Origin of the sequence: Caballeronia sp. SEWSISQ10-4 2 (assembly GCF_030464885.1) — a bacterium.
Classification (GTDB): Bacteria; Pseudomonadota; Gammaproteobacteria; order Burkholderiales; family Burkholderiaceae; genus Caballeronia.
Genome location: NZ_JALPRJ010000056.1, coordinates 16,854 through 34,880, shown reverse-complemented (window position 1 = coordinate 34,880; position 18,027 = coordinate 16,854). Strand labels below are relative to the sequence as shown.

Here is an 18,027-nt window from a genome sequence, read left to right as displayed (position 1 = left end):
AGGGACACTCCATTATTTGAGCTTCACTGAGACGACGCGTTAAAAGCTGAGTGCTTAGACGCAGGTGGACATCAATTAATTGGGACGACCCTCGATGAGTCGCCCTGCGACAAGACTTGATCTCTATTCCGCAAGCAGTACTAGAGCCTGTCGATGAAGCGTCTCAGTCGCCGCAGCAATAACGCGACCATCAGAGTGACGACGTAGTGGGCGTCCGGTCCAATCCGTGATGATTCCGCCAGCCGCTTCAATGACCGGAACAAGTGGCAAATAGTCGTACGGCTGTAGGCCCGATTCGATTACCAGGTCGACCCGGCCTTTTGCCAGCAGCGCGTAGTTGTAGCAATCCCCTCCGTAGCGTCGCAAAGCGACTCGTGCACCGACTCGCTCAAACGCCTGACGCCCTTGTGCGTCGAAGATATCCGGCGATGTGGTACACAGCTTCGCATCGCCCAGCTTCTCGCATTGACTGGTCGTGACACGATGTCCATTAAGGAAACTCCCTGAAGGCGACCCTACCCACCGTTCTTGCAGAACTGGAACCTCGATGGCACCCAGCCACGGCGCGCCATTTTTCAGCACCCCAATGAGCGTACCGAAAAGAGGGTTGCCGACAGCGAAGCTACCCGTTCCGTCCACCGGGTCAATGATCCACGTATAGCAGTCGGCTAACGCCTGGGAGCTCGGTGCCGATTGCTCGCCAAACTCCTCTCCAATAATGCGGTGCTCGGGAAAGGTCCCGCGAATGGAGGCAGCAAGCGCAGCTTCAATATCACGGTCCGCCTGTGTCACGGGCGTCCTGTCTGCCTTATGTTCCATTGAAGGTTGTTCGCCAAAGAACTTTCGGGCAATAGCGCGTGCTTCGTCGGCGAGCTCATCAATGAATTTCAGAAATATGTCTATGTCCATCACGTGCCAAAGAAGTCTTGAGGAACAGGAAGACAGGCGTGTGATACGCCTGCCTCCAGCGGACTAGAACAATGTTCTTATGCCTGCGCCAATGGCGAGTTGGTTGTGCCCGATTGTCGCGGGACTTGTCAGAACGCTGGTATCGCTGCCCGCCCCGAGCATGCCTTTCGCTTTATTTTTCGAATAGGCGACATCTGTATAAAGTGTTGTGCGCTTCGACAAGAAATATTGCACACCGGCTTTGTAAAGATCCGCCCCGGCGGCGCTGGTCTGCAAGTCCTGAAGATGCATCCAGTCGGCGGTCATGCGCCAGGACGGCGTAATCTGCCAGGCCGTTCCCAGGTAATAGTAGTTCTGGTTGGCCCCCGTAGTCGGATTGCGGTACTTGGCGAAGTCGAAACCAGTCTTGACTGGTCCAATGATGTAGGACACGCCAAGAGAATAAGCTCTCAACCAGGGTTCACTGGTGGCTCCTGTTGGGTCATTTGCATCGAAATAGCCAGAACTGAAGCCAAGCGAGCCATTGGTCCAGTTCAAGTTTGCCGAGCGCGTTGCCTTGTTCGAGAAGCTGCCCGCAGTACCACCGAATGAATACAGTGCGCCGCCGCTAAAGCCGTAGGTATTGTCGGGCAGCATGTACTTGACCGAGTTATTGACCCACGTATAGAGGAGCCCCCCGTTTGTAGGGCTATTCGCTCCCGATACAATTCCAGCGAGCCCGAGCTTCGGATTGATGTTCGATGAATTTTGGAATACTGAATTTGCCAGAGAACCGAAGTTCATAAATCCGGTGACATCGCCAGCCGAGATTCCGTCAAAAAACGGCGACCAGTTCCGGCCTAACAACACCTTGCCCCACGCTGAGGTCACGCCGATCACCGCGCCGCGGTCGAATAGCGCGTTCGTATCGTTCGGGAAGGGCACCCCGAAGTTCCCGCCACCGGTCGTCGGACTGAAACCGCTCTCCAGCTTGAACGTAATTTTCATTCCGTCGCCAATATCTTCAGATCCCAACAGACCCCATCGACTCGTCAGCTCGTTCCCCGAGGCCAGCGAGAGCGCGCTTGCGGCCTTACCGTCGCTAGCGCCGGCAGCTGTTCGATAGTTCAGGCCAACGTCCATGACGCCGTACAGCGTCACGCTCGTCTGAGCATGTGCTGTGCCGATAAATGCACATGTCAGGCCAACCAGCCCCGCAGAAAACGTCGCTCGACGAGCGATTCCGCGGGCGTTCTGTTCGACACGACGACGTAAAGATCTTGATGCCATTTCCGCATTCTCCAAACGTGGGGTAATCGGGTCCGAGACCACGCATCGACGGGCCTCTACACGGGTCATTCACTTCTTATGATTTCTTCTTCAGGTGCCGCTTGCAGCCGCATGCAGGCCCAGATATGCCTCCATCAGGTGCGGGTCATCCGTCAGTTGGACCGCCGTCCCTGCAAAGACCACTTCGCCGTTCGACAGGAGCGCGACGTTGTCGGCAACCGAAAGCGCAAGCCGGCTATTCTGCTCAACTAATAGAATCGACAGACCGTTGTCTCGAAGTTGCCCAATGATCCGGGCGACTTCAGCAATCATCTGTGGGGAAAGCCCCTCGGACGGTTCGTCCATCAACAGCACGCGCGGGCTGGCCATTAGCGCCCGTCCTATCGCGAGCATCTGCTGCTCGCCGCCCGACAAGGTGCCGGCCCGTTGCCCAAGGCGCTCTCCCAGGCGGGGAAACAGATCGACGACGCGCGCGAGTGACCATTGCTGGCCCGCATACGGAGGACACGCGGGTTGCACCACAGCGAGGTTCTCCTTTACCGTCAGCAACGAGAAAATGCGTCGGCCTTGAGGCACCACGGCGATTCCCCGGCGAATGACTTCCTCCACGGGCAATGCCGCTACCGATTCTCCGAAGATACGGATGTCGCCACGAGACAGCCGGATCATCCCGGCGATCGCGCGGATGCACGTAGTCTTGCCAGCGCCGTTGCGACCGAGCAGGCCGAGTACGCTCGAGCTGCGCACTGAAAGTGACACGTCTCGCAAGATCTCGCTGCGATCGTAGCCGGCAGTGACGCCCACCAGCTCGAGCGCGAGCGTGTAGTTAGTGGCCAAGGTAAATCTCCCGTGTGCGGGGGTCATCAAGAACGGTCTGTTTGTCTGCGTCCACCACTACCCGCCCGCCCTGAAGCACGGTAATCGTCTCGGCGTACGCGAGCGCAATATCCATGTCGTGTTCAATCATCAGAATCGTCAGGTCGCGAGGCAGCGCGCTCAGCAACGCGCCAACCCTCCTGCGCTCAGGCCCGGACAAGCCCGCCAAAGGTTCATCAAGCAGCACAATCCGTGGCGACTGCGCCAGCGCAAGCGCGATCTCGAGCCTGCGCATTTCTCCGTAAGAGCAGTTGGCGACGATGGAATGGACCTTGGTGTCGAGTTCGACCTGCTCAAGTACGTCGCGTGCACGGCGATCAGACCCCGGCCCATCAAACGACGCCCATGGATTCCAACGTCGCCTGGTCCCCGCCATCAGCGCGAGTTGCACGTTACGCAGCAACGTGGTCTCACGAAACAGCGTGATGATTTGATAGGTGCGCGCCACACCCCGACGCGCTCTGCTCGCCGTCGATTCCGCCGTCACGTCCTGACCAAAAAGCGTCACGGTGCCAGCCGTCGCACGCAGATCGCCGGCTATCAGGTTGAACAGTGTCGTTTTGCCGGCGCCGTTCGGACCTAACAGCAGACGACGCTCGCCTGCAGCAATAGAGAGGTCCACGTTATCGACGACCTTGAGACCTCCGAACTGGATACCCAGACCGCTTGCTCTAAGCACCACAGGTTGTGCATCTGTGTCCAAGACGCTGTTCGAGTGGGTTGCGCAAGCGCTGGAAGAAAAGGCCATGTCGCTCATCGCGGCCTCCTTAGCACCCTTGACACTCCTGGCACCACGCCCTCCGGCAGAAATACGACTACTGCAACGAACAGCGCACCGAGCAGCATCGGCCAATAATCGAAGTAGCTGCTGACGATCACCCGAAACACGACAACGATTACCGCGCCAACAATCGGCCCGAGAAGCGTCGCGGGGCCGCCCACAATGACCATCAGAAGAGTCTCTGCTGTCTCCCCCAAAGCGAGCGCGTGCGGGCTGATGAACTGCTGGTGAAACACGAACAGCACGCCGGCCAGCGAGGCGACCAGGCCGGCGATCGCAAATGCAGACATGCGAATCAGCCAGATGTTGTAACCCAGTGCAGACATGCGTTTTGGCTGCGAGCGAACTGCGCCCAGGCACACGCCGAGCGGCGAGGCGATAAAGCGGCGTAAAGCAACAACGATCAGGATGAAGATCACCGTCACGTACTCGTACCAGATGACGGGATCCGCCGTGGACCACAAAGGCAGCGATGGACGGGGGATCCCGCTGATCCCATTTTCCCCACCGGTGACCGATCCCCAATGCAGCGCCAGCCCCCACAGAACCTGAGCGAGCGCCAGTGTAATCATTCCGATGTTCAGACCCGTCGTGCGCAGCGCAAGTGCACCGATAGCCAGCGATATCACGAGCCCGATTCCGATGGCCCCCATCGCTGCCAGCCAGGGGGACACACCGTATGTAATGCATCCCAGCGCGACTGCGTAACTCACGCTACCGGCGAGCGCGGTCTGCGCGAACGAGAACAGCCCTCCGATGCCCAATAGCAGGTTCAGACTGCTTGCAATCAGGCTGGCAACCATGATTTGCACGAGCAAATCAAGGTAAAACGGTGAACTAACCATGAACGGCACGAGCAATAGCAACACCACCATCAAACTTGGAAACACGCTTCGTTTCATGATGTCGCCCCTCCAAACAAGCCTTGTGGCCGAAGCGCGAGAACAAAGATCATTGGCGCAAAAAGCAGGACGTACGACAGTTCGGGAAACCAGGTTTGGCCGAGACTGAAGACCAAACCCGTCACTACGCTACCGAGCAGCGCACCGCCAATGCTGCCGGTGCCGCCCAGCACGACGACAATCAATACCAACGGCAACACGTCCATATCTAGCCCGGGGTAAACCGACATGATCGGCGCGCCAATGACACCTGCAAATCCCACCAGCGCGGCGCCGGCAAAGAACGTCGTAGCAAACAGCCGGTCCACACGGATTCCGGACGCGCGAGCCATCAACCTGTCTTCCACGGCCGCACGCACCCGCGCACCCAGGACCGTGCGACTCAGCGAAAGATCCAGCCCGATAGCAATCACCACGGCGAGCGCCATCACCGCTACGCGATACAACGGGAATACCCAATTGCCTACGCGAACCACACCTGACAACCCTGCTGGAGATGCCACTTCCAGCGGCATTCCGCCCCAAACCGCACGACAGCCATCGGAAATGACGAATGCGATTCCGAGTGTCGCGAGCACCTGAGCCAGCTCGTTGCCAGCGATCCTCATGAGCACGGTACGCTCGATAAAAACACCGACCACGCCGACGAGCAGGCCGGCAATAATGGCAGCCGCAGCGAAAGGCAACCCGTACGACAACAACGTCACAGCCAGATAGGCGCCGAGCATGAAAAGTCCGCCATGTGCCATGTTAGGAATGCGCATTAACCCGAAAATCAGAGTGAAACCGGACGCCATCAGGAACAACAGCGCAGCAAAGGTCAACCCGTTCAGCGTCTGTGTGACGAAGAGGGACATGAGGAGCTCCTGGAGCGGCCGTTATTCGAGATTGCGCGACACTGGAAAGTCGCGCGAATAGACGGGATTTGACAGGAATGCCCTCGGGTCGTATGTCCAGAATTGACTCACATCGGGGTAGCTCTGCAGCACAGTGTTGACGAGCTTTCCATCGACGCGAGTCACCTTGCGGATGTACACGCTGACAATTGGATTGCCGTAACTATCGAGCGTCAACGGACCGCGGGGCGATGTGTCGATCTTCACGGCGTGCAGCGCGGCAGCCAGTTCCTTTCCGCTCGGAACAGTGCCTGACGTTGCCTTGAGCGCTTGCTCCAGGATGAGGCCTGCGCTGTATCCACCGGTCGCGTAAAAGCCCGGTGTGCTGCCATACGCGTGATGGAACCCACTCACATACCGTACGTTGACTCCAGTATCAATCGCCGCGCTATACCACCCCGCCGACACGATTCCGACCGCCTCGTCGCCCATCTTGTCGAGCAGCGATTCGTCCACCGTGTTCATGCCCGCGATGAGTGGAATCTTTTGCTTGAGGCCGTAATCGGAATACTGCTTCAGGAATCGTGTCGCGTTGGCACCGGAGAAGTTGATGAACACCGCATCGACGTCCGGCTTGATCTGGGCAATGACGGTGGCGAAATCGGTTGAATTGAATGGTGGCCAGAGTTTCTGGACCACCTTGCCGCCGGCCTCTTCGAAGGTGCGCTGAAACCCCGCCACCGTCTCGTGCGAGAACGAGAGATCCTCCGCCACGACTGCAATACGTTTGTATTTCAATGTGCGAGCCGCATAGACGCCGAAAGGCTGGGACGCCTGCGCGGAAGAACTGGAACTGCGGACCATCCACGGGTCAGCTTTTCGCTGGGTCAGATCTTCCGCTGCAGCAGAGCTCAGGATGAGCGGGACGCCTGCGCGGGCAACATCGTCGCGAATCGCGATGGCTTCGAAGGTTGCAAGCGGTCCGACCACCACGTCCACGTGATCACGTTCGGTTAGCTGCAGAAATTTGGCCTTCGCCGTGACCGGGGATGCCGCGGTGTCGACAACAATCAAGTGAACCGGACGCCCGGCCAGTTTTCCGCCCCGCTCTTTCAGCAGATACTCGAACCCATCCTGCATCTGGGCGCCGATGCCTGCGGCCACGCCGGTTTTGACGGTCATTAATCCGACCTTGATCGGAGCCGGGTCAGCAGCGTGTGCCAACGCGCTGGCTGCGCCTCCAAGTCCAGCAAGAAGCAGAGTTAAAACTTTTCGCGACAGCATGAAGTTCTCCGGAGATTTCAGCGAGATCGTTGTGTTGCAAGTTGCGTCTAATGTCATTTTTGTGATCACGGATCGCAATAATCGTTTACCCCCGATTGGTGTAAATCGTTATACAACGGTCACTACACGGATATCAGTGTCGGAATTTTGGCCTTAACGTGCTATTTATTTTTAGCTTGCGTGATCACATATTACGGATGTATGTTAGATAGACAATGGCCAACAGGAGAGAACAATCATGGATTCGATGCGCAAAGGCCAACGATGGGTGCTGGATGCATTTCTGTCGGTAGGAGGTCTCGACGTGCTGCACCCGGACGCAGGGGCACTTTTTGAGCAGATCGGATACGACTCAACGGATATCAAGCGCGTCTTCGGTCCGGTCAAAGCCGGGTCGATGCTGCCCGCCTGCTGGAGTGCCGCGGCGAAAGAAATCGAGCAACGAGCCCGTCATTGGGAACAACGAGGATTCGCTGCGACTGCAAAGCGCATGTATGAGCGCTCCGCCCTGCTCTACGCCCGCACGCATTATTCGGTGCTCGCAGATGACCCGCGACGCGCGCGTTATCTGAACAAGGTGGTGCAGTCGTTTGAGAAAGTCATCGAGCTGGCGACGCAGCCCATCGAGCGTGTCATTCTGTCGTTCGAAGGCAAGGAGCTGCACGGTATCCTGGAAACACCGGCCGGCGCCAAAGGTGTGCCGTGCGTGATCATGCTGCCAGGTATGGACATGTTCAAGGAAGACTGGCACAAGGTGATCGAGCAACGCATCGTGCCACGTGGCTGGGCCGGTTTTGCGCTTGACGGTCCCGGTCAGGGCGAAAGCCTGACCAAAGGTCTGAAGATGACGCTCGATAACTACGACCGCGCGATCAGCACCGTAATTGACTGGCTCTCGAGCCATCCGGCCATCGACCCGTCGCGCATCGTCATCATGGGATCGAGCATGGGCTCATGGTGGGCCACGCGTGCGGCTGCCGTCGAACCACGAATCAGAGCTATCGCAGCAAATATGTCCAATCTCGGCGACAAGTTCGTGCTTCTGAATCAGGCGCAGCCGAGCTTCATGGCCGGTCTGATGTTCATGACAGGCATCAGCGACCCATCAGCTATTCAGGACCTGTCCAAGCGGATGTTGTTGGACGACATCGCACCAAAGGTCACTGTGCCGTACCTGATCGTGACTGGCGAAAACGACGAGCTCACCACTATCGATTCGACCATTGACGTTTACAACCGCTTGCGGGGTCCGAAAGAACTCTGGATTTATCAGCATGAATTCCACCCGATTGGACCGCAATCTGACGAATGGATCAATGCCTCGCTCGACTGGCTTGGCGCCGCAATGTCGGGAAAGTTCAAAGCAGACCACGAACAACGAACCTTCATCACCAAGGGTGGCGAATACCTTGAAGGCAGTGGCGAACCGACGTGGTGGAATCCATGAGCGACAAACCGGCGGTAGCAGCAATTGACAACCGGGACGGCAAGATCTGGATCGACGGCAGCCTGCTTGACTGGCGCGACGCGAAGATCCATGTTTGTTCAGTTCGCGTGCTTCTATCACGCTCGGATGGTTATTCTGGGCTTAGAAGACTGAGAGCGACGGCGCATGTGCCAGATCACCCAAAGTTTGACGCCTCTATGTAACCTGTTATTATGGTTACATGAGTAGAGCGAACTTCGAGTTTATTAGTGGCAGTCTCTGCCTGGATTTCGTGGACACGCTCGGCAATCGCCGCGCCGAGCCGGTGGAGCATCTTGTCACGTCTGGCGATCTTGATCGATGGCTTGATGCCGCGCGCCTGGTTTGTCCTTTTCGTAAACGAGCCACGCTCGCGAATCTTGCCGACGCCCGCGAGCTTCGCGATGCGATCTACCGGCTTGCGCTCACCGCTATCGACGAGACCGCAGCAGCAATTGGGGACGTCAAGACCATCAACCGGTGGTCTGTGCAGATGCCTCTGCGCCCAGTGATTAAAGGGGTGCACTTCGAGCTTGAGGCCTCACACCCTGTCAAGGCCGCTTTTTCGACAATCGCAGCCGACGCCGTTGAACTGATTCTGGGTGAGCGCCGCTCGCGTATCCGGACCTGTCCCGAGTGCCGGATGGTGTTTGTGGATACCTCCAGGCCCGGCAAACGCCGCTGGTGTTCTTCGGCGTCGGGCTGCGGCAATCGGGCAAAAGTGCGCGAGCACCGCGCCCGCGCCAACTCATCCTTGTGAATAGGCAGATCATGGTCGACAAACGCGTCAGTTTCGATTTCGAAGTGGAGTTTTCAAACGGCGGCGGCATGCAGGGCCAGGGTTTTCGCCTCGATATCGATGGAGACGGGATCGCCGACGACGCACTGGCAGCCTATATCGTCAAGGACCTTCGTCTGCTGATGGTGGGTAAAGTCAATATCCTGAATAAACAGATCATCGAGGAGCAGCACAAGCGAGCCCGGCAACACGTGGAGTTTTCGAGTGAGCCAGGCTCATCGATGATAGATCTGAGCCACGTAATCGAAAACGGGATGATCACTTACAAGGGACTGCCGGCGCCGTTGATTTGCGATCACATTTCGCATATCCAGTCGCGTGGCGCGTATGCGGCTGACACTGAGTTCCAGATCGGCAGGATCGACATGGTGGCGAACACGGGAACCTACATCGATACGCCATATCACCGCTATCTGGACGGAAACGATCTGTCCACCACGCCATTGCCGCACATGTCCAACATCGCTGGTGTCGTCGTGCGCCTGACCGGTATGGAAACGCGGTCGATTGACTGGACTCATTTTGCTGCGGTTAATGTGAACGGTCGCGCCGTCCTGGTGAATACGGGTTGGGATCTGCACTGGCGTTCGGATCAATACTTTGAGGGTCACCCGTTTTTAACGAAGACCGCTGCCGAGTACCTGCGCGACGAAGGAGCGGTTCTCGTGGGTATCGACTCATTGAACATTGATGACACAACGGACCCGGCACGTCCGGTGCATTCGGTGCTGCTTGGGGCCGGAATTCCTATTGTCGAACATTTGACCAACCTGTCGGCCCTACCGATTGACGGTTTCGGCTTCTCGGCGGTTCCTCCGAAAATCCGGGGGATGGGCACGTTTCCGGTTAGGGCCCACGCGATTCTTGATATCGCTTCGGATTCCTGATTTCACATTACCGGGCTCACGCAGAATCCGCCTGCCGCATTCTGCGTAACTGTGCGCTCCTTTCAGCATCGCGTCTGACGCGCCACAACGCGGCAGCGCCAACTGTGCTGATAGAAACAAACGTACTGTATATGTCGAACGACATCCTTTGTGCGCAGAATGTGCTTCAAACGGATCGCGCCCGACAGGTCACAGATGCAGCTACGAAGGCGCTGCGAACAACCGATTGGGCGCTTCCGCGGCGACCACCCCGTCGCTTGACTGATGTTCCCCCGAATTTTTTGTCGCCTCACTTGACTGGAGAAACTCTGATGGATCGTCCGCCAGCAATCCCGAAACAACAGGTATCGAACGAACGCGTGATTGTCACCGAGTGGCGATTCGCGCCCGGCGCAGAAACCGGCTGGCATGTTCATGGGCACGACTACGTCGTCGTGCCGCAAACGGACGGTGCGCTTCTGCTCGAGACGAGACAGGGAAACCGGGATTCGCAACTGCAGGCCGGGCGCAGCTACGCCGGGTTAAAAGGCGTGGAACATAACGTAGTCAACGCAACCGATCATGAGGTGATATTTATCGAGGTAGAGATTCGCTGAAGTCAGCGGCTGGTTACTGAGTTGCGGGTGTCAAGGATCGGCGTAGTGACGCTGATGAACAAGGACTCCTATGTGATTTGGAACAAACCATGAATGCACCTTGCCCGCGTCCCCTTATCATGACAACCTCTCATGAAAGTTGCCCGACTGTATTTGCGCGCTAGCACTGAAGAACAGGATCTTGCTCGACAAGTCAATATCGAACTGAACGCCCGGGCTTCTGGTTACCATGTCGCAGGCGTCTATCGCGAGAAGCCCTCAGGGGCTCGTGCCGACCGTCCTGAGCTTTTGCGGATGATCACCGATTTGCAGCCGGGCGAAGCTATCGTTGCCGAGAGATTCGAAAGCATTTGCAACCTCCCTGTCGCGAAGGTCGAGCAACTGATCGCATGCATTCAGGCCAAGGGCGTGAAGCTGGCCATCCCGGGAGTAGTCGATCTGTCCGAGTTCGCGGCTATGGCTGACGGCTTCGCGAAAATCGACCCGGAATCCGCGCAGGTATTGCTTTTGAAGGTGGCTTTACAAATGGCTCGTGAGGACTATGAAACGCGCCGCGAGCGGCAGCGCCAAAGTGTCAGGCTCGCCAAAGCCGCTGGAAAATACGTCGGTCGGCTACCCGATACTCTCATGCACCAGCGGATTGTCGCGCTACGCAGTGCGGGTGAAACCATCAAGCGCACCGCGGAGTTGGCAGGTTGCAGCGAGAGCCAGGTGAATCGGATTTGGGCAATTCATTTGGCCAAGCCTTGACGGGCTCGGGTGAGACTGGATAAGTCGACCAATTACCCTCGAGTTTTGACGGGCGTGTGATCTGAAAAACGGTGGACTTCGACGATGATAGAGATTCGATATGCTAACTTTCCCGACGATCTCGGCGTTGTTTCGGCGATCTTTCGTGAGTATGTCAATAGTGCAAGCGCCAACCTTGATTTTCAGGACTATGAAGCTGAATTCGCGGGGCTGCCGGGGAAATATGCGCCTCCTGACGGAAGACTCCTGTTAGCGTGGCGGGACGACAAAGTGGTGGGCTGTGTGGCGCTTCGTCGAGTCGATGCGAACACGTGCGAGATGAAGCGTGTCTATGTTCATCCAGGGGCACGCGGAGAGAACCTTGGACGGCGGTTGGTCGAGCAGATCCTGAGCGAGGCGAGAGCAACTGGCTACAGCCGTATTTGCCTTGACGTATTACCTGAGTTTGTCGCTGCACAGCGAATCTATGAATCGCTCGGTTTTACTTCAGCGCCTCCGATAACCTTCAACCCGATCCCCGGGACAAAGTTTCTCGGCCTTGACCTATAGCGTCGATCTGCAATTGTTTTTCGATCGCGCTTGTGAGCACCGCCACGGGTAGCTAGGGCTTGATGCCTAACCCCCACCTCGGTCCAGACAAGGCGCGGGGGAAGTGGGCGCCTGATTCGCTGGATCGCGGTGATGCGAAGCTGGAAGACTATGTGCTCGATTACTCCACGAAAGATGATGGGCAGATGATCCGGGTGAAGTCGACTGCGACGGCTTGTACACCGACGATGGGGCGCATGCCGGACAACCCCGCGCACGCGGGCCGGTGCGAGATGGCTTTGCGGGGTTGAGTACTATCACTGTGTCCGCAGAGAGATTCATGCACCCCAGAAAAGGCTTCAAAAAAACGGAGTGGATCTGAAAATCCGGTGTCATCCAGCAAGGAGTTGACGACTTCCTCCGACTCGGGCGGATCAGCCCCCTCCAGAATCTTTGCGAGCTTCAGCTTAACCTCTTCAGGGCATGCGCCTTTCATCCGCCAGCGTTGACTCCATGCCGCCAGCAATCGCGGGTGTTCGGCGTATCGCCGATAGTTTCCGGCGAGAATCAATGAAGCGTTTGGCTTCAGACGCGCCGCGATCGCCTTGAGAAGCGCTGCTTTTTGAGCGTTCCCAGGAAGACGATGCAGAACACCGATCAATGTTGCGCCGTCAAAGAGAGCATCGGCCGAGAGATCATCGACATAGCCTCGAATTAACTCGACTCGATCGGTAAAGCCAGCGGCCGCGATGCTTGATCGCGCAAGATTCAACATGGGCTGCGAAGGATCAACGGCCGTAAACTTCCAGGTCGGCTCCAATGGAGCCGTAGCCAAGATCTCCTGTGCTGTACCGCCAACCCCCACCACCAGGATCCTGGCCGGTGAGTTGATTTTGATCGAGGCGGCGAGCATGCATGCCGCCAACTCGTGACAGGCCTCGTAGCCAGCCAGCCCAATCCGGCTCTGCTCCGCGTACTCGCTGGTCCTGACGGGATCGAACTTGGTTGCACCTGATTGTGTAGACATCCCCACTCCTCTCCGTCTATTTGCTGAGAAGCGACCGACGTCGCTTGTGACCAGCGTAAGCGGGAGCGCGCAAAGGAACAAGCCCACACGTTGTTATGGTATCGAAAGTACTACGACCGTTGTTGCGGCTTCTTTCAGTACCACCTACGGTCTTGCCGATGCGGAGCGATCGACCGTTCTCTGCTGTCTTGGGGGCCGCACTTGACGAATCTTTCCTGACGTGGATTGCGCCCTCTCAGCTGTGCATGGGCCAACGCGGTGAGGTTGGAGCATGTCACAGCGGATAGCACGCATCGCTACTGGCCGAGTTCTGCTATGCCCTGCCAAGGGCGAAGTAAATCGTATCCCTGTTGGCTTGCGGAGCGTGCGACGCCATCGGAAATACAGCTACGATGATCGTTCGCGAATCTCGGCCTTCGCAGCCGGATAGCCGCGCAACTGGTCGGTGACAATCTTGCGTGGCGCCACAGGAGAGGCAGCCAGTATGCGATTGAAGAACCGTTTCGCCGTGCAACGTAACGAACACCTCGTCGAGGTGCCGGGTCGTACCCGGCTTACGGCGTGCAGCCTTGACCCAATGAGCGAAGCTCGCGCCGAATTTGTCGCGCTAGCGCCGGATGGTCTCGTCGCTGACGATTCCCCTCGCTCGAACAGCAACTCCTCAATGTCGCGCAGGCTCAACTGGAACCGGAAATACAAGCGCGCCGCGCAACTGATGACAGCACCTGGAAGGCGGTGGTGGCGATAGAACGGCTTTGAGTTCTTCATCAATCATCCCACTCCGCCAGCACTTCCAGTTGCCGCGACAACGCCGTTTTGTCAGCTATCTATGCCCACTTGTTGCACAAGTGCCATTGCGAATTTCCCTCCCCCGACCGACCAATCCGAGTAGTCATTTTCATGCATGAAAATGAACACGTCCTTGGGCGAGATGTCCGCCTTCGATTCAAGGTTACGCGCGACGCTGGCATAGAGTTCACGTTTCATCACGTCGCTGCGGCCGCGCCGCAGTGTAATTTCGACCACTACCACGCGATCCGAGCGCGCGATCCCGTTGAATGTTCGACTGCACCAGAATTGCGACGACTCATACTCAGCCACCAGGTTGAAGAGTTCATCCTTCGGCATGCCAATACTGTCCACCAACGCTTGATGGATGCCGTCGACGATACATTGTCGCTGTTGCTGACTGGTGTCTTTATGTACACTGGTACGGATGAACGGCATGTGACTTTTCCTCAAATTAAAGGTACACGGTTTGACGTGGAGATTCCATTCTGTCAGTGGAATCCTGTCTTCAGGAAGCGATTTTTACTGACGATCTATTTGCATTAAACTCACATAGTGAAACGCCACCTACCACCATTAAACGCTTTGCGTGCGTTCGAGGCCGCCGCGCGGCTCGGCAGGATGACTGCCGCCGCCGATGAACTCGCTGTCACACCAGGCGCAATCAGCCGCCAAGTCCTTCAGCTTGAATCAAGATTGGGCGTTCGATTATTCGAAGGATCGAAAAGCAGGCCACAGCTGACCACAGCTGCAAAGACGCTGCTGCCAGCCCTGTCGGCGGCTCTGGACCAAATCGAGGCAGCGGTGCGCGCGGTGAGTGATGAAGACTACGGGACGTTAGACATTTCATGTTTCAGCACCTTCACTGTCAAGTGGTTGATTCCACGCCTCTACCATTTCAACGCACTGCATCCCGACATCGAAGTCAGACTAAGCGCAGCGGAGCGGCCCGCTGATATCGAGCGAGAGCGCTACGACTTGATCATTGCAGTGGATGATGCGAAGAACGCCGATCATGTTGAGGTGTTGCAGCTTTTCCCCGAATGGCTGGGCCCAGTGTTGGCACCGTCTCTAGCTGCCCGAATCAAATTACGGAAACCAGCAGATGTGGCCGGCAAGCCGCTCTTGCATACGAAAACCCGCTCGAATGCGTGGCAGATGTGGAGCAAGTCGCTTTGCTATGCCCTACCCCCGCAGCCCGGCCCGGAGTTCGAGCATTATTACTTCACGCTCGAAGCGGCAATTGGGGGCCTGGGAGTCTGCGTTGCGCCTTGGCACCTGGTCATCGACGATATCCGGGACGGCCGTCTGGTAGCGCCTCTCGGATTTCAGGATAGCGGCTACCGGTATGTCGCGAAACGGCTGCGGCGGCCCAACAAGAGGCTGGATAAATTCTGTGCCTGGTTGCATCTTCAGGCGCAGGCGGCCCCGTCGCCATAGAACCAGATTGAGTTGACCTAGGACCACGACTGGAACGGGCAATCGGTCCAATTTGGAGCGAAAATAAATGGCCGGAGTTGGGTCGACCAGCGCCGTTTGAACAGCACAGTTCGCGAGCGCTTAACGTGCGCAAATTTCCGAATCTTGAGACGACCCCTACATGTATTTATTAGGTTTTAGAGTTGCGTTCGCGTCAGCGTTTTATGTTCGTTCAGATCAGCGCCGAGGCCGTGCCGCGGACGCTTAAAGGTGTCCTGCTGGTCGACAGCAATCACGTTCCTCGATATTGGCCCGCAGTCGTGGTCGTCGCTGCCTCACAATGGGCGGCGTCCACGCAGACGATGCGACTGCGGCACATCGGGAATCTGTACGAGCACACGGATCGGCCGTTCAGCCGAATTCGCTGGATGACGTGCAGCCATCGGCACGCGGGCTGGGTGGTCCCCGAAAGCGGTTGCAATGTGGGCACCACATATTACGCTTTTTTAAGTTGTGTGGCGTGGCCCGCCACGCGTGCCCGAACGAACACTCCCACGTCAATTCTCCCCTGCAGCCGTTGTATTCGACACTCAGGCAGCGCCCACCACGCTCGAGGGCCAACTCGTGCATCCTGTCGATAGTCAGACGCCTGGCCGTGTTGGCGCACTGCCTGCACCACTTCCCGGCCAGCACGAGGTGGCCCCACCCCGACCACTCATGTCCCTGTGCACAGCGGAAACGATATTTTGCCTGCAGTTTCGTGCAGATGTCGTCCAGACACTGTCCGCCACGCGCAGCGGCCGCTGCCTGCAGGCGGCCGAGCCCATTCGGATCGCGCCATGCACGCTTGCCACCGTCGATGAAAGCCGATGCGTGCTCCTGGCGCTGAAGCGCTGCGTGAACTCCGTCCCCGTGCATTGCACGGCGTCCGGTTTTGTCGATCGATGCTGTTGGCTGACCAGTCATATGTTTCAGCTCAGGCTTGGAGTAGTAAGGTGTGAAAGATGACAACCGCGAATACCGCAACAGCACGCAGGCGATGAATGTCACGACGGTAGAGCAACGCGCCGATGATGGCTGCGTTTCTGATTGGCGCAACCGCATGTGCGATTGTTCTTCGCGGCCCACACTTCATTAAGATTTTGCGGTGGATAGCATGGCAGTCCAACTTGCCATCACGCGCCGATGCGCTGCATGAGAAGCGGGGAAGTTTTGCTCCCGGTGTTCTCCCTGACTCTCGTCTCGTCCCTGCTGCCCGAGAGCTGCTTGACGCCGCTGACGATGCCCTTGACCCTGCGAGCGGTCCGGCCTATTCGGCCTTTGCTGGCAGGGCTTCAGCTGCGGGTCCGGACACCTCTTGCGGCGGGGTGTCCTCCTTGATCTCATAGGAGGGGTCGCGAACCCAGCGACCCAGGTCCCTGCTGATCGTGATCGCGCTGCGGTCAAGAATAGAACAGGTTCCCTTAAAAGCACCCCAGAATCCGCCGATTGACCAGCGGCTGATCTCTGTGTGGCGGAGAACTTTTCCGTCTTCGACCAGGTCTGCGGCCACCGTAATCGCTTTTTCGCACCCAGGATCTCGCCATTGGTATTGATGAAACTACCGTTGCCGCCAGTCACCGTGACGGTCGCGTCACCCGTCACCGCACTCGGCGCTGCCAAGTTGCCCGCGAAGATAATCCCGTTGCTGTTGTTGAGACTGGTCGTGTTCAGGTTCAGCGCATTGACGCCGACGAGCGCACCAGTGTTGGTCGTGCTGTTCGCGACATTCAGCGTATTGGTCAGGCCCTGAACGAGGCCCGAATTCGTGAGATCCGTCGCGGTGATCGTGCTTGCCGCTTGCGAGGACAGCACCCCCTGATTGCTCACCGTCGTGCCGCTAACATTCAGGTTGCCGTTCGCCAGTTGCTGGCCGACGTTCGTGACCGTGCCGCCGTTCAGGTTGGCGCCGGCCAGATAGATCGCCTTACCACCTGTCGTCAGGCTGCTCGTGCCGGTTGCGTTGTACGCACCGCCAATCACCGCGTTCACCGTGGTGACGTGAGCGCCCTTGAGCGTTGCCGTGCCATTCACGCTCGTGAAGGCCGGTGTATTGGCCGTGATGGGCGCTGTCGGATCGAGTGCGGTACTGTTGACCTGCGCGGCCGACGTGTCCAGGTTGTTCTGAGCCGTCGCGCTCAGGTTGCCGCCAACGGCCACGCCCTGCGTCGTGATGTTGTTGCCTGTCAGCGTCAAGTTCCGCGACACCGTGGTCGCGCCGTTGAGCCCGAGCGTCTGGCCGGCGTTCAATGTGGCGTTGCCCGCCGCCTGCACCGGGCCGTTCGCGCTTAAGCTTCCGCTCTGCGCAGTGAGGGTCAGATTGCCCAGACTCTCGACGGAGCCTTGCGTGGTCACATCGGTGCCGGCCGTGACGCGCATGTCGCCAGCAGACAGTGCTGCCCCACCAAGCGTGGCGCTGCCGTTGGTGGCCGTCACCGTTTCGGTGCCGCCTGCGGCAAGCGTCGGTCCTACCGTCAGATCCTGTCCCGCCTGAAGTCCGAGATTGTTGCCCGTCTTGATCGTCCCGGTCATCGACAGGTTGCGGCCGGCAGTCAACGTCGTGTCCTGACCCGCCTGAACCGTACCGCTTCCGGTGATGTCCCGGCCGGTGGTGATCGTCACGTTGCTCGTCGTGCCGTCCACTTCGACGTTACCGCCCAGCAGTGCGTCCTGGCCGGCTGCGATGGTCGTGCTCTGGCCGCTATCGTAGGCCAAGTGGGCCGCCCATCTACCCTACCGTCAGGCCACTGAGCTGCTTCGAGAGGTCCTGCCGCTGGACAAAGGGATTTCCTTCGATAGTACTCGCCGTCGAATCCTCGCCGTCGGTAGCGCGCTGGACGCGCAGATCAAGCGCGATATCGCGTCTGGACC

The 18,027-nt window shown here is 57.9% G+C and carries 19 protein-coding genes and 2 pseudogenes; 10 read left to right on the top strand and 11 right to left on the bottom strand.

Annotated elements, in window-relative coordinates; all coding sequences use genetic code 11:
• Window positions 1-123 precede the first annotated feature (123 nt).
• The 7 genes from M0D69_RS30470 to M0D69_RS30440 form a co-directional block, all read right to left on the bottom strand.
• Window positions 124-909, bottom strand: coding sequence for an inositol monophosphatase family protein (locus M0D69_RS30470; RefSeq protein WP_301785570.1), 786 nt, complete (start codon window positions 907-909; stop codon window positions 124-126).
• 63 nt (window positions 910-972) lie between these two features.
• On the bottom strand, window positions 973-2,178 hold the full coding sequence (locus tag M0D69_RS30465) for a porin (protein ID WP_301785569.1): 1,206 nt from the start codon (window positions 2,176-2,178) through the stop codon (window positions 973-975).
• A gap of 90 nt (window positions 2,179-2,268) precedes the next feature.
• On the bottom strand, window positions 2,269-3,015 hold the full coding sequence (locus tag M0D69_RS30460; protein ID WP_301785568.1) for an ABC transporter ATP-binding protein: 747 nt from the start codon (window positions 3,013-3,015) through the stop codon (window positions 2,269-2,271).
• Complete coding sequence (locus tag M0D69_RS30455) at window positions 3,005-3,811, bottom strand: ABC transporter ATP-binding protein (RefSeq protein ID WP_301785567.1); 807 nt, start codon at window positions 3,809-3,811, stop codon at window positions 3,005-3,007. The genes M0D69_RS30460 and M0D69_RS30455 overlap by 11 nt, the downstream gene beginning before the upstream one ends.
• Complete coding sequence (locus M0D69_RS30450; RefSeq protein WP_301785566.1) at window positions 3,808-4,737, bottom strand: branched-chain amino acid ABC transporter permease; 930 nt, start codon at window positions 4,735-4,737, stop codon at window positions 3,808-3,810. The genes M0D69_RS30455 and M0D69_RS30450 overlap by 4 nt, the downstream gene beginning before the upstream one ends.
• On the bottom strand, window positions 4,734-5,594 hold the full coding sequence (locus M0D69_RS30445; RefSeq protein ID WP_301785565.1) for a branched-chain amino acid ABC transporter permease: 861 nt from the start codon (window positions 5,592-5,594) through the stop codon (window positions 4,734-4,736). The genes M0D69_RS30450 and M0D69_RS30445 overlap by 4 nt, the downstream gene beginning before the upstream one ends.
• A 21-nt stretch (window positions 5,595-5,615) precedes the next feature.
• Window positions 5,616-6,857 carry an ABC transporter substrate-binding protein gene (locus M0D69_RS30440; protein WP_301785564.1) on the bottom strand — a complete coding sequence of 414 codons (1,242 nt, stop codon included), beginning with the start codon at window positions 6,855-6,857 and terminating at the stop codon, window positions 5,616-5,618.
• Between the two features lie 238 nt (window positions 6,858-7,095).
• Between M0D69_RS30440 and M0D69_RS30435 the strand changes: the two genes are divergently transcribed.
• The 8 genes from M0D69_RS30435 (at window position 7,096) to M0D69_RS30400 (ending at window position 12,193) form a co-directional block, all read left to right on the top strand.
• Window positions 7,096-8,304, top strand: a complete 1,209-nt coding sequence (locus M0D69_RS30435; RefSeq protein ID WP_301785563.1) for a S9 family peptidase — start codon at window positions 7,096-7,098, stop codon at window positions 8,302-8,304.
• Complete coding sequence (locus tag M0D69_RS30430) at window positions 8,301-8,507, top strand: hypothetical protein (RefSeq protein ID WP_301785588.1); 207 nt, start codon at window positions 8,301-8,303, stop codon at window positions 8,505-8,507. The genes M0D69_RS30435 and M0D69_RS30430 overlap by 4 nt, the downstream gene beginning before the upstream one ends.
• A 17-nt stretch (window positions 8,508-8,524) precedes the next feature.
• A complete protein-coding gene (locus M0D69_RS30425) occupies window positions 8,525-9,082 on the top strand; it encodes a CGNR zinc finger domain-containing protein (RefSeq protein WP_301785562.1) in 558 nt (185 codons plus the stop codon).
• A gap of 68 nt (window positions 9,083-9,150) precedes the next feature.
• On the top strand, window positions 9,151-10,008 hold the full coding sequence (locus M0D69_RS30420; protein WP_301785561.1) for a cyclase family protein: 858 nt from the start codon (window positions 9,151-9,153) through the stop codon (window positions 10,006-10,008).
• A 311-nt stretch (window positions 10,009-10,319) separates the two neighbouring features.
• The gene (locus M0D69_RS30415; protein WP_301785560.1) at window positions 10,320-10,604 is read left to right on the top strand and encodes a cupin domain-containing protein; all 285 of its coding nucleotides are present in this window, start codon (window positions 10,320-10,322) and stop codon (window positions 10,602-10,604) included.
• 132 nt (window positions 10,605-10,736) lie between these two features.
• On the top strand, window positions 10,737-11,354 hold the full coding sequence (locus tag M0D69_RS30410; protein ID WP_301785559.1) for a recombinase family protein: 618 nt from the start codon (window positions 10,737-10,739) through the stop codon (window positions 11,352-11,354).
• An 84-nt stretch (window positions 11,355-11,438) separates the two neighbouring features.
• Window positions 11,439-11,903 carry a GNAT family N-acetyltransferase gene (locus M0D69_RS30405; protein ID WP_301785558.1) on the top strand — a complete coding sequence of 155 codons (465 nt, stop codon included), beginning with the start codon at window positions 11,439-11,441 and terminating at the stop codon, window positions 11,901-11,903.
• Between the two features lie 62 nt (window positions 11,904-11,965).
• Window positions 11,966-12,193: a hypothetical protein gene (locus M0D69_RS30400; RefSeq protein ID WP_301785557.1), complete on the top strand. Its 228-nt coding sequence runs from the start codon at window positions 11,966-11,968 to the stop codon at window positions 12,191-12,193.
• Between the two features lie 27 nt (window positions 12,194-12,220).
• Here the strand turns inward: M0D69_RS30400 and M0D69_RS30395 are convergent.
• From M0D69_RS30395 to M0D69_RS30385, 3 genes and pseudogenes are all read right to left on the bottom strand, one after another.
• A pseudogene (locus M0D69_RS30395) lies at window positions 12,221-12,909 on the bottom strand (class I SAM-dependent methyltransferase).
• A gap of 390 nt (window positions 12,910-13,299) precedes the next feature.
• Window positions 13,300-13,677, bottom strand: a pseudogene (locus M0D69_RS30390) (IS6 family transposase); the annotation flags it as partial.
• 51 nt (window positions 13,678-13,728) lie between these two features.
• The gene (locus M0D69_RS30385; RefSeq protein WP_301785556.1) at window positions 13,729-14,136 is read right to left on the bottom strand and encodes a tautomerase family protein; all 408 of its coding nucleotides are present in this window, start codon (window positions 14,134-14,136) and stop codon (window positions 13,729-13,731) included.
• Window positions 14,137-14,253: 117 nt separating this feature from the next.
• On the opposite strand from M0D69_RS30385, the gene M0D69_RS30380 reads away from it, so the two are divergent.
• Both M0D69_RS30380 and M0D69_RS30375 read left to right on the top strand, forming a co-directional pair.
• Window positions 14,254-15,138 carry a LysR substrate-binding domain-containing protein gene (locus tag M0D69_RS30380; RefSeq protein WP_301785555.1) on the top strand — a complete coding sequence of 295 codons (885 nt, stop codon included), beginning with the start codon at window positions 14,254-14,256 and terminating at the stop codon, window positions 15,136-15,138.
• A 976-nt stretch (window positions 15,139-16,114) separates the two neighbouring features.
• Window positions 16,115-16,255 (top strand): hypothetical protein, encoded by a 141-nt coding sequence (locus M0D69_RS30375; protein WP_301785554.1) that lies wholly within the window; start codon window positions 16,115-16,117, stop codon window positions 16,253-16,255.
• Here M0D69_RS30375 and M0D69_RS30370 read toward each other — a convergent pair.
• Window positions 16,252-17,871: a hypothetical protein gene (locus M0D69_RS30370; protein WP_301785553.1), complete on the bottom strand. Its 1,620-nt coding sequence runs from the start codon at window positions 17,869-17,871 to the stop codon at window positions 16,252-16,254. The two genes, M0D69_RS30375 and M0D69_RS30370, sit on opposite strands and share 4 nt — an antisense overlap.
• Window positions 17,872-18,027: the final 156 nt, after the last annotated feature.

Coding starts and splice junctions, on each gene's coding strand:
- M0D69_RS30470 (WP_301785570.1), bottom strand. CDS start 909: ATGGACATAGACATATTTCTGAAATTCATTGATGAGCTCGCCGACGAA.
- M0D69_RS30465 (WP_301785569.1), bottom strand. CDS start 2,178: ATGGCATCAAGATCTTTACGTCGTCGTGTCGAACAGAACGCCCGCGGA.
- M0D69_RS30455 (WP_301785567.1), bottom strand. CDS start 3,811: ATGAGCGACATGGCCTTTTCTTCCAGCGCTTGCGCAACCCACTCGAAC.
- M0D69_RS30450 (WP_301785566.1), bottom strand. CDS start 4,737: ATGAAACGAAGCGTGTTTCCAAGTTTGATGGTGGTGTTGCTATTGCTC.
- M0D69_RS30445 (WP_301785565.1), bottom strand. CDS start 5,594: ATGTCCCTCTTCGTCACACAGACGCTGAACGGGTTGACCTTTGCTGCG.
- M0D69_RS30440 (WP_301785564.1), bottom strand. CDS start 6,857: ATGCTGTCGCGAAAAGTTTTAACTCTGCTTCTTGCTGGACTTGGAGGC.
- M0D69_RS30435 (WP_301785563.1), top strand. CDS start 7,096: ATGGATTCGATGCGCAAAGGCCAACGATGGGTGCTGGATGCATTTCTG.
- M0D69_RS30430 (WP_301785588.1), top strand. CDS start 8,301: ATGAGCGACAAACCGGCGGTAGCAGCAATTGACAACCGGGACGGCAAG.
- M0D69_RS30425 (WP_301785562.1), top strand. CDS start 8,525: ATGAGTAGAGCGAACTTCGAGTTTATTAGTGGCAGTCTCTGCCTGGAT.
- M0D69_RS30420 (WP_301785561.1), top strand. CDS start 9,151: ATGCAGGGCCAGGGTTTTCGCCTCGATATCGATGGAGACGGGATCGCC.
- M0D69_RS30415 (WP_301785560.1), top strand. CDS start 10,320: ATGGATCGTCCGCCAGCAATCCCGAAACAACAGGTATCGAACGAACGC.
- M0D69_RS30410 (WP_301785559.1), top strand. CDS start 10,737: ATGAAAGTTGCCCGACTGTATTTGCGCGCTAGCACTGAAGAACAGGAT.
- M0D69_RS30405 (WP_301785558.1), top strand. CDS start 11,439: ATGATAGAGATTCGATATGCTAACTTTCCCGACGATCTCGGCGTTGTT.
- M0D69_RS30400 (WP_301785557.1), top strand. CDS start 11,966: ATGCCTAACCCCCACCTCGGTCCAGACAAGGCGCGGGGGAAGTGGGCG.
- M0D69_RS30385 (WP_301785556.1), bottom strand. CDS start 14,136: ATGCCGTTCATCCGTACCAGTGTACATAAAGACACCAGTCAGCAACAG.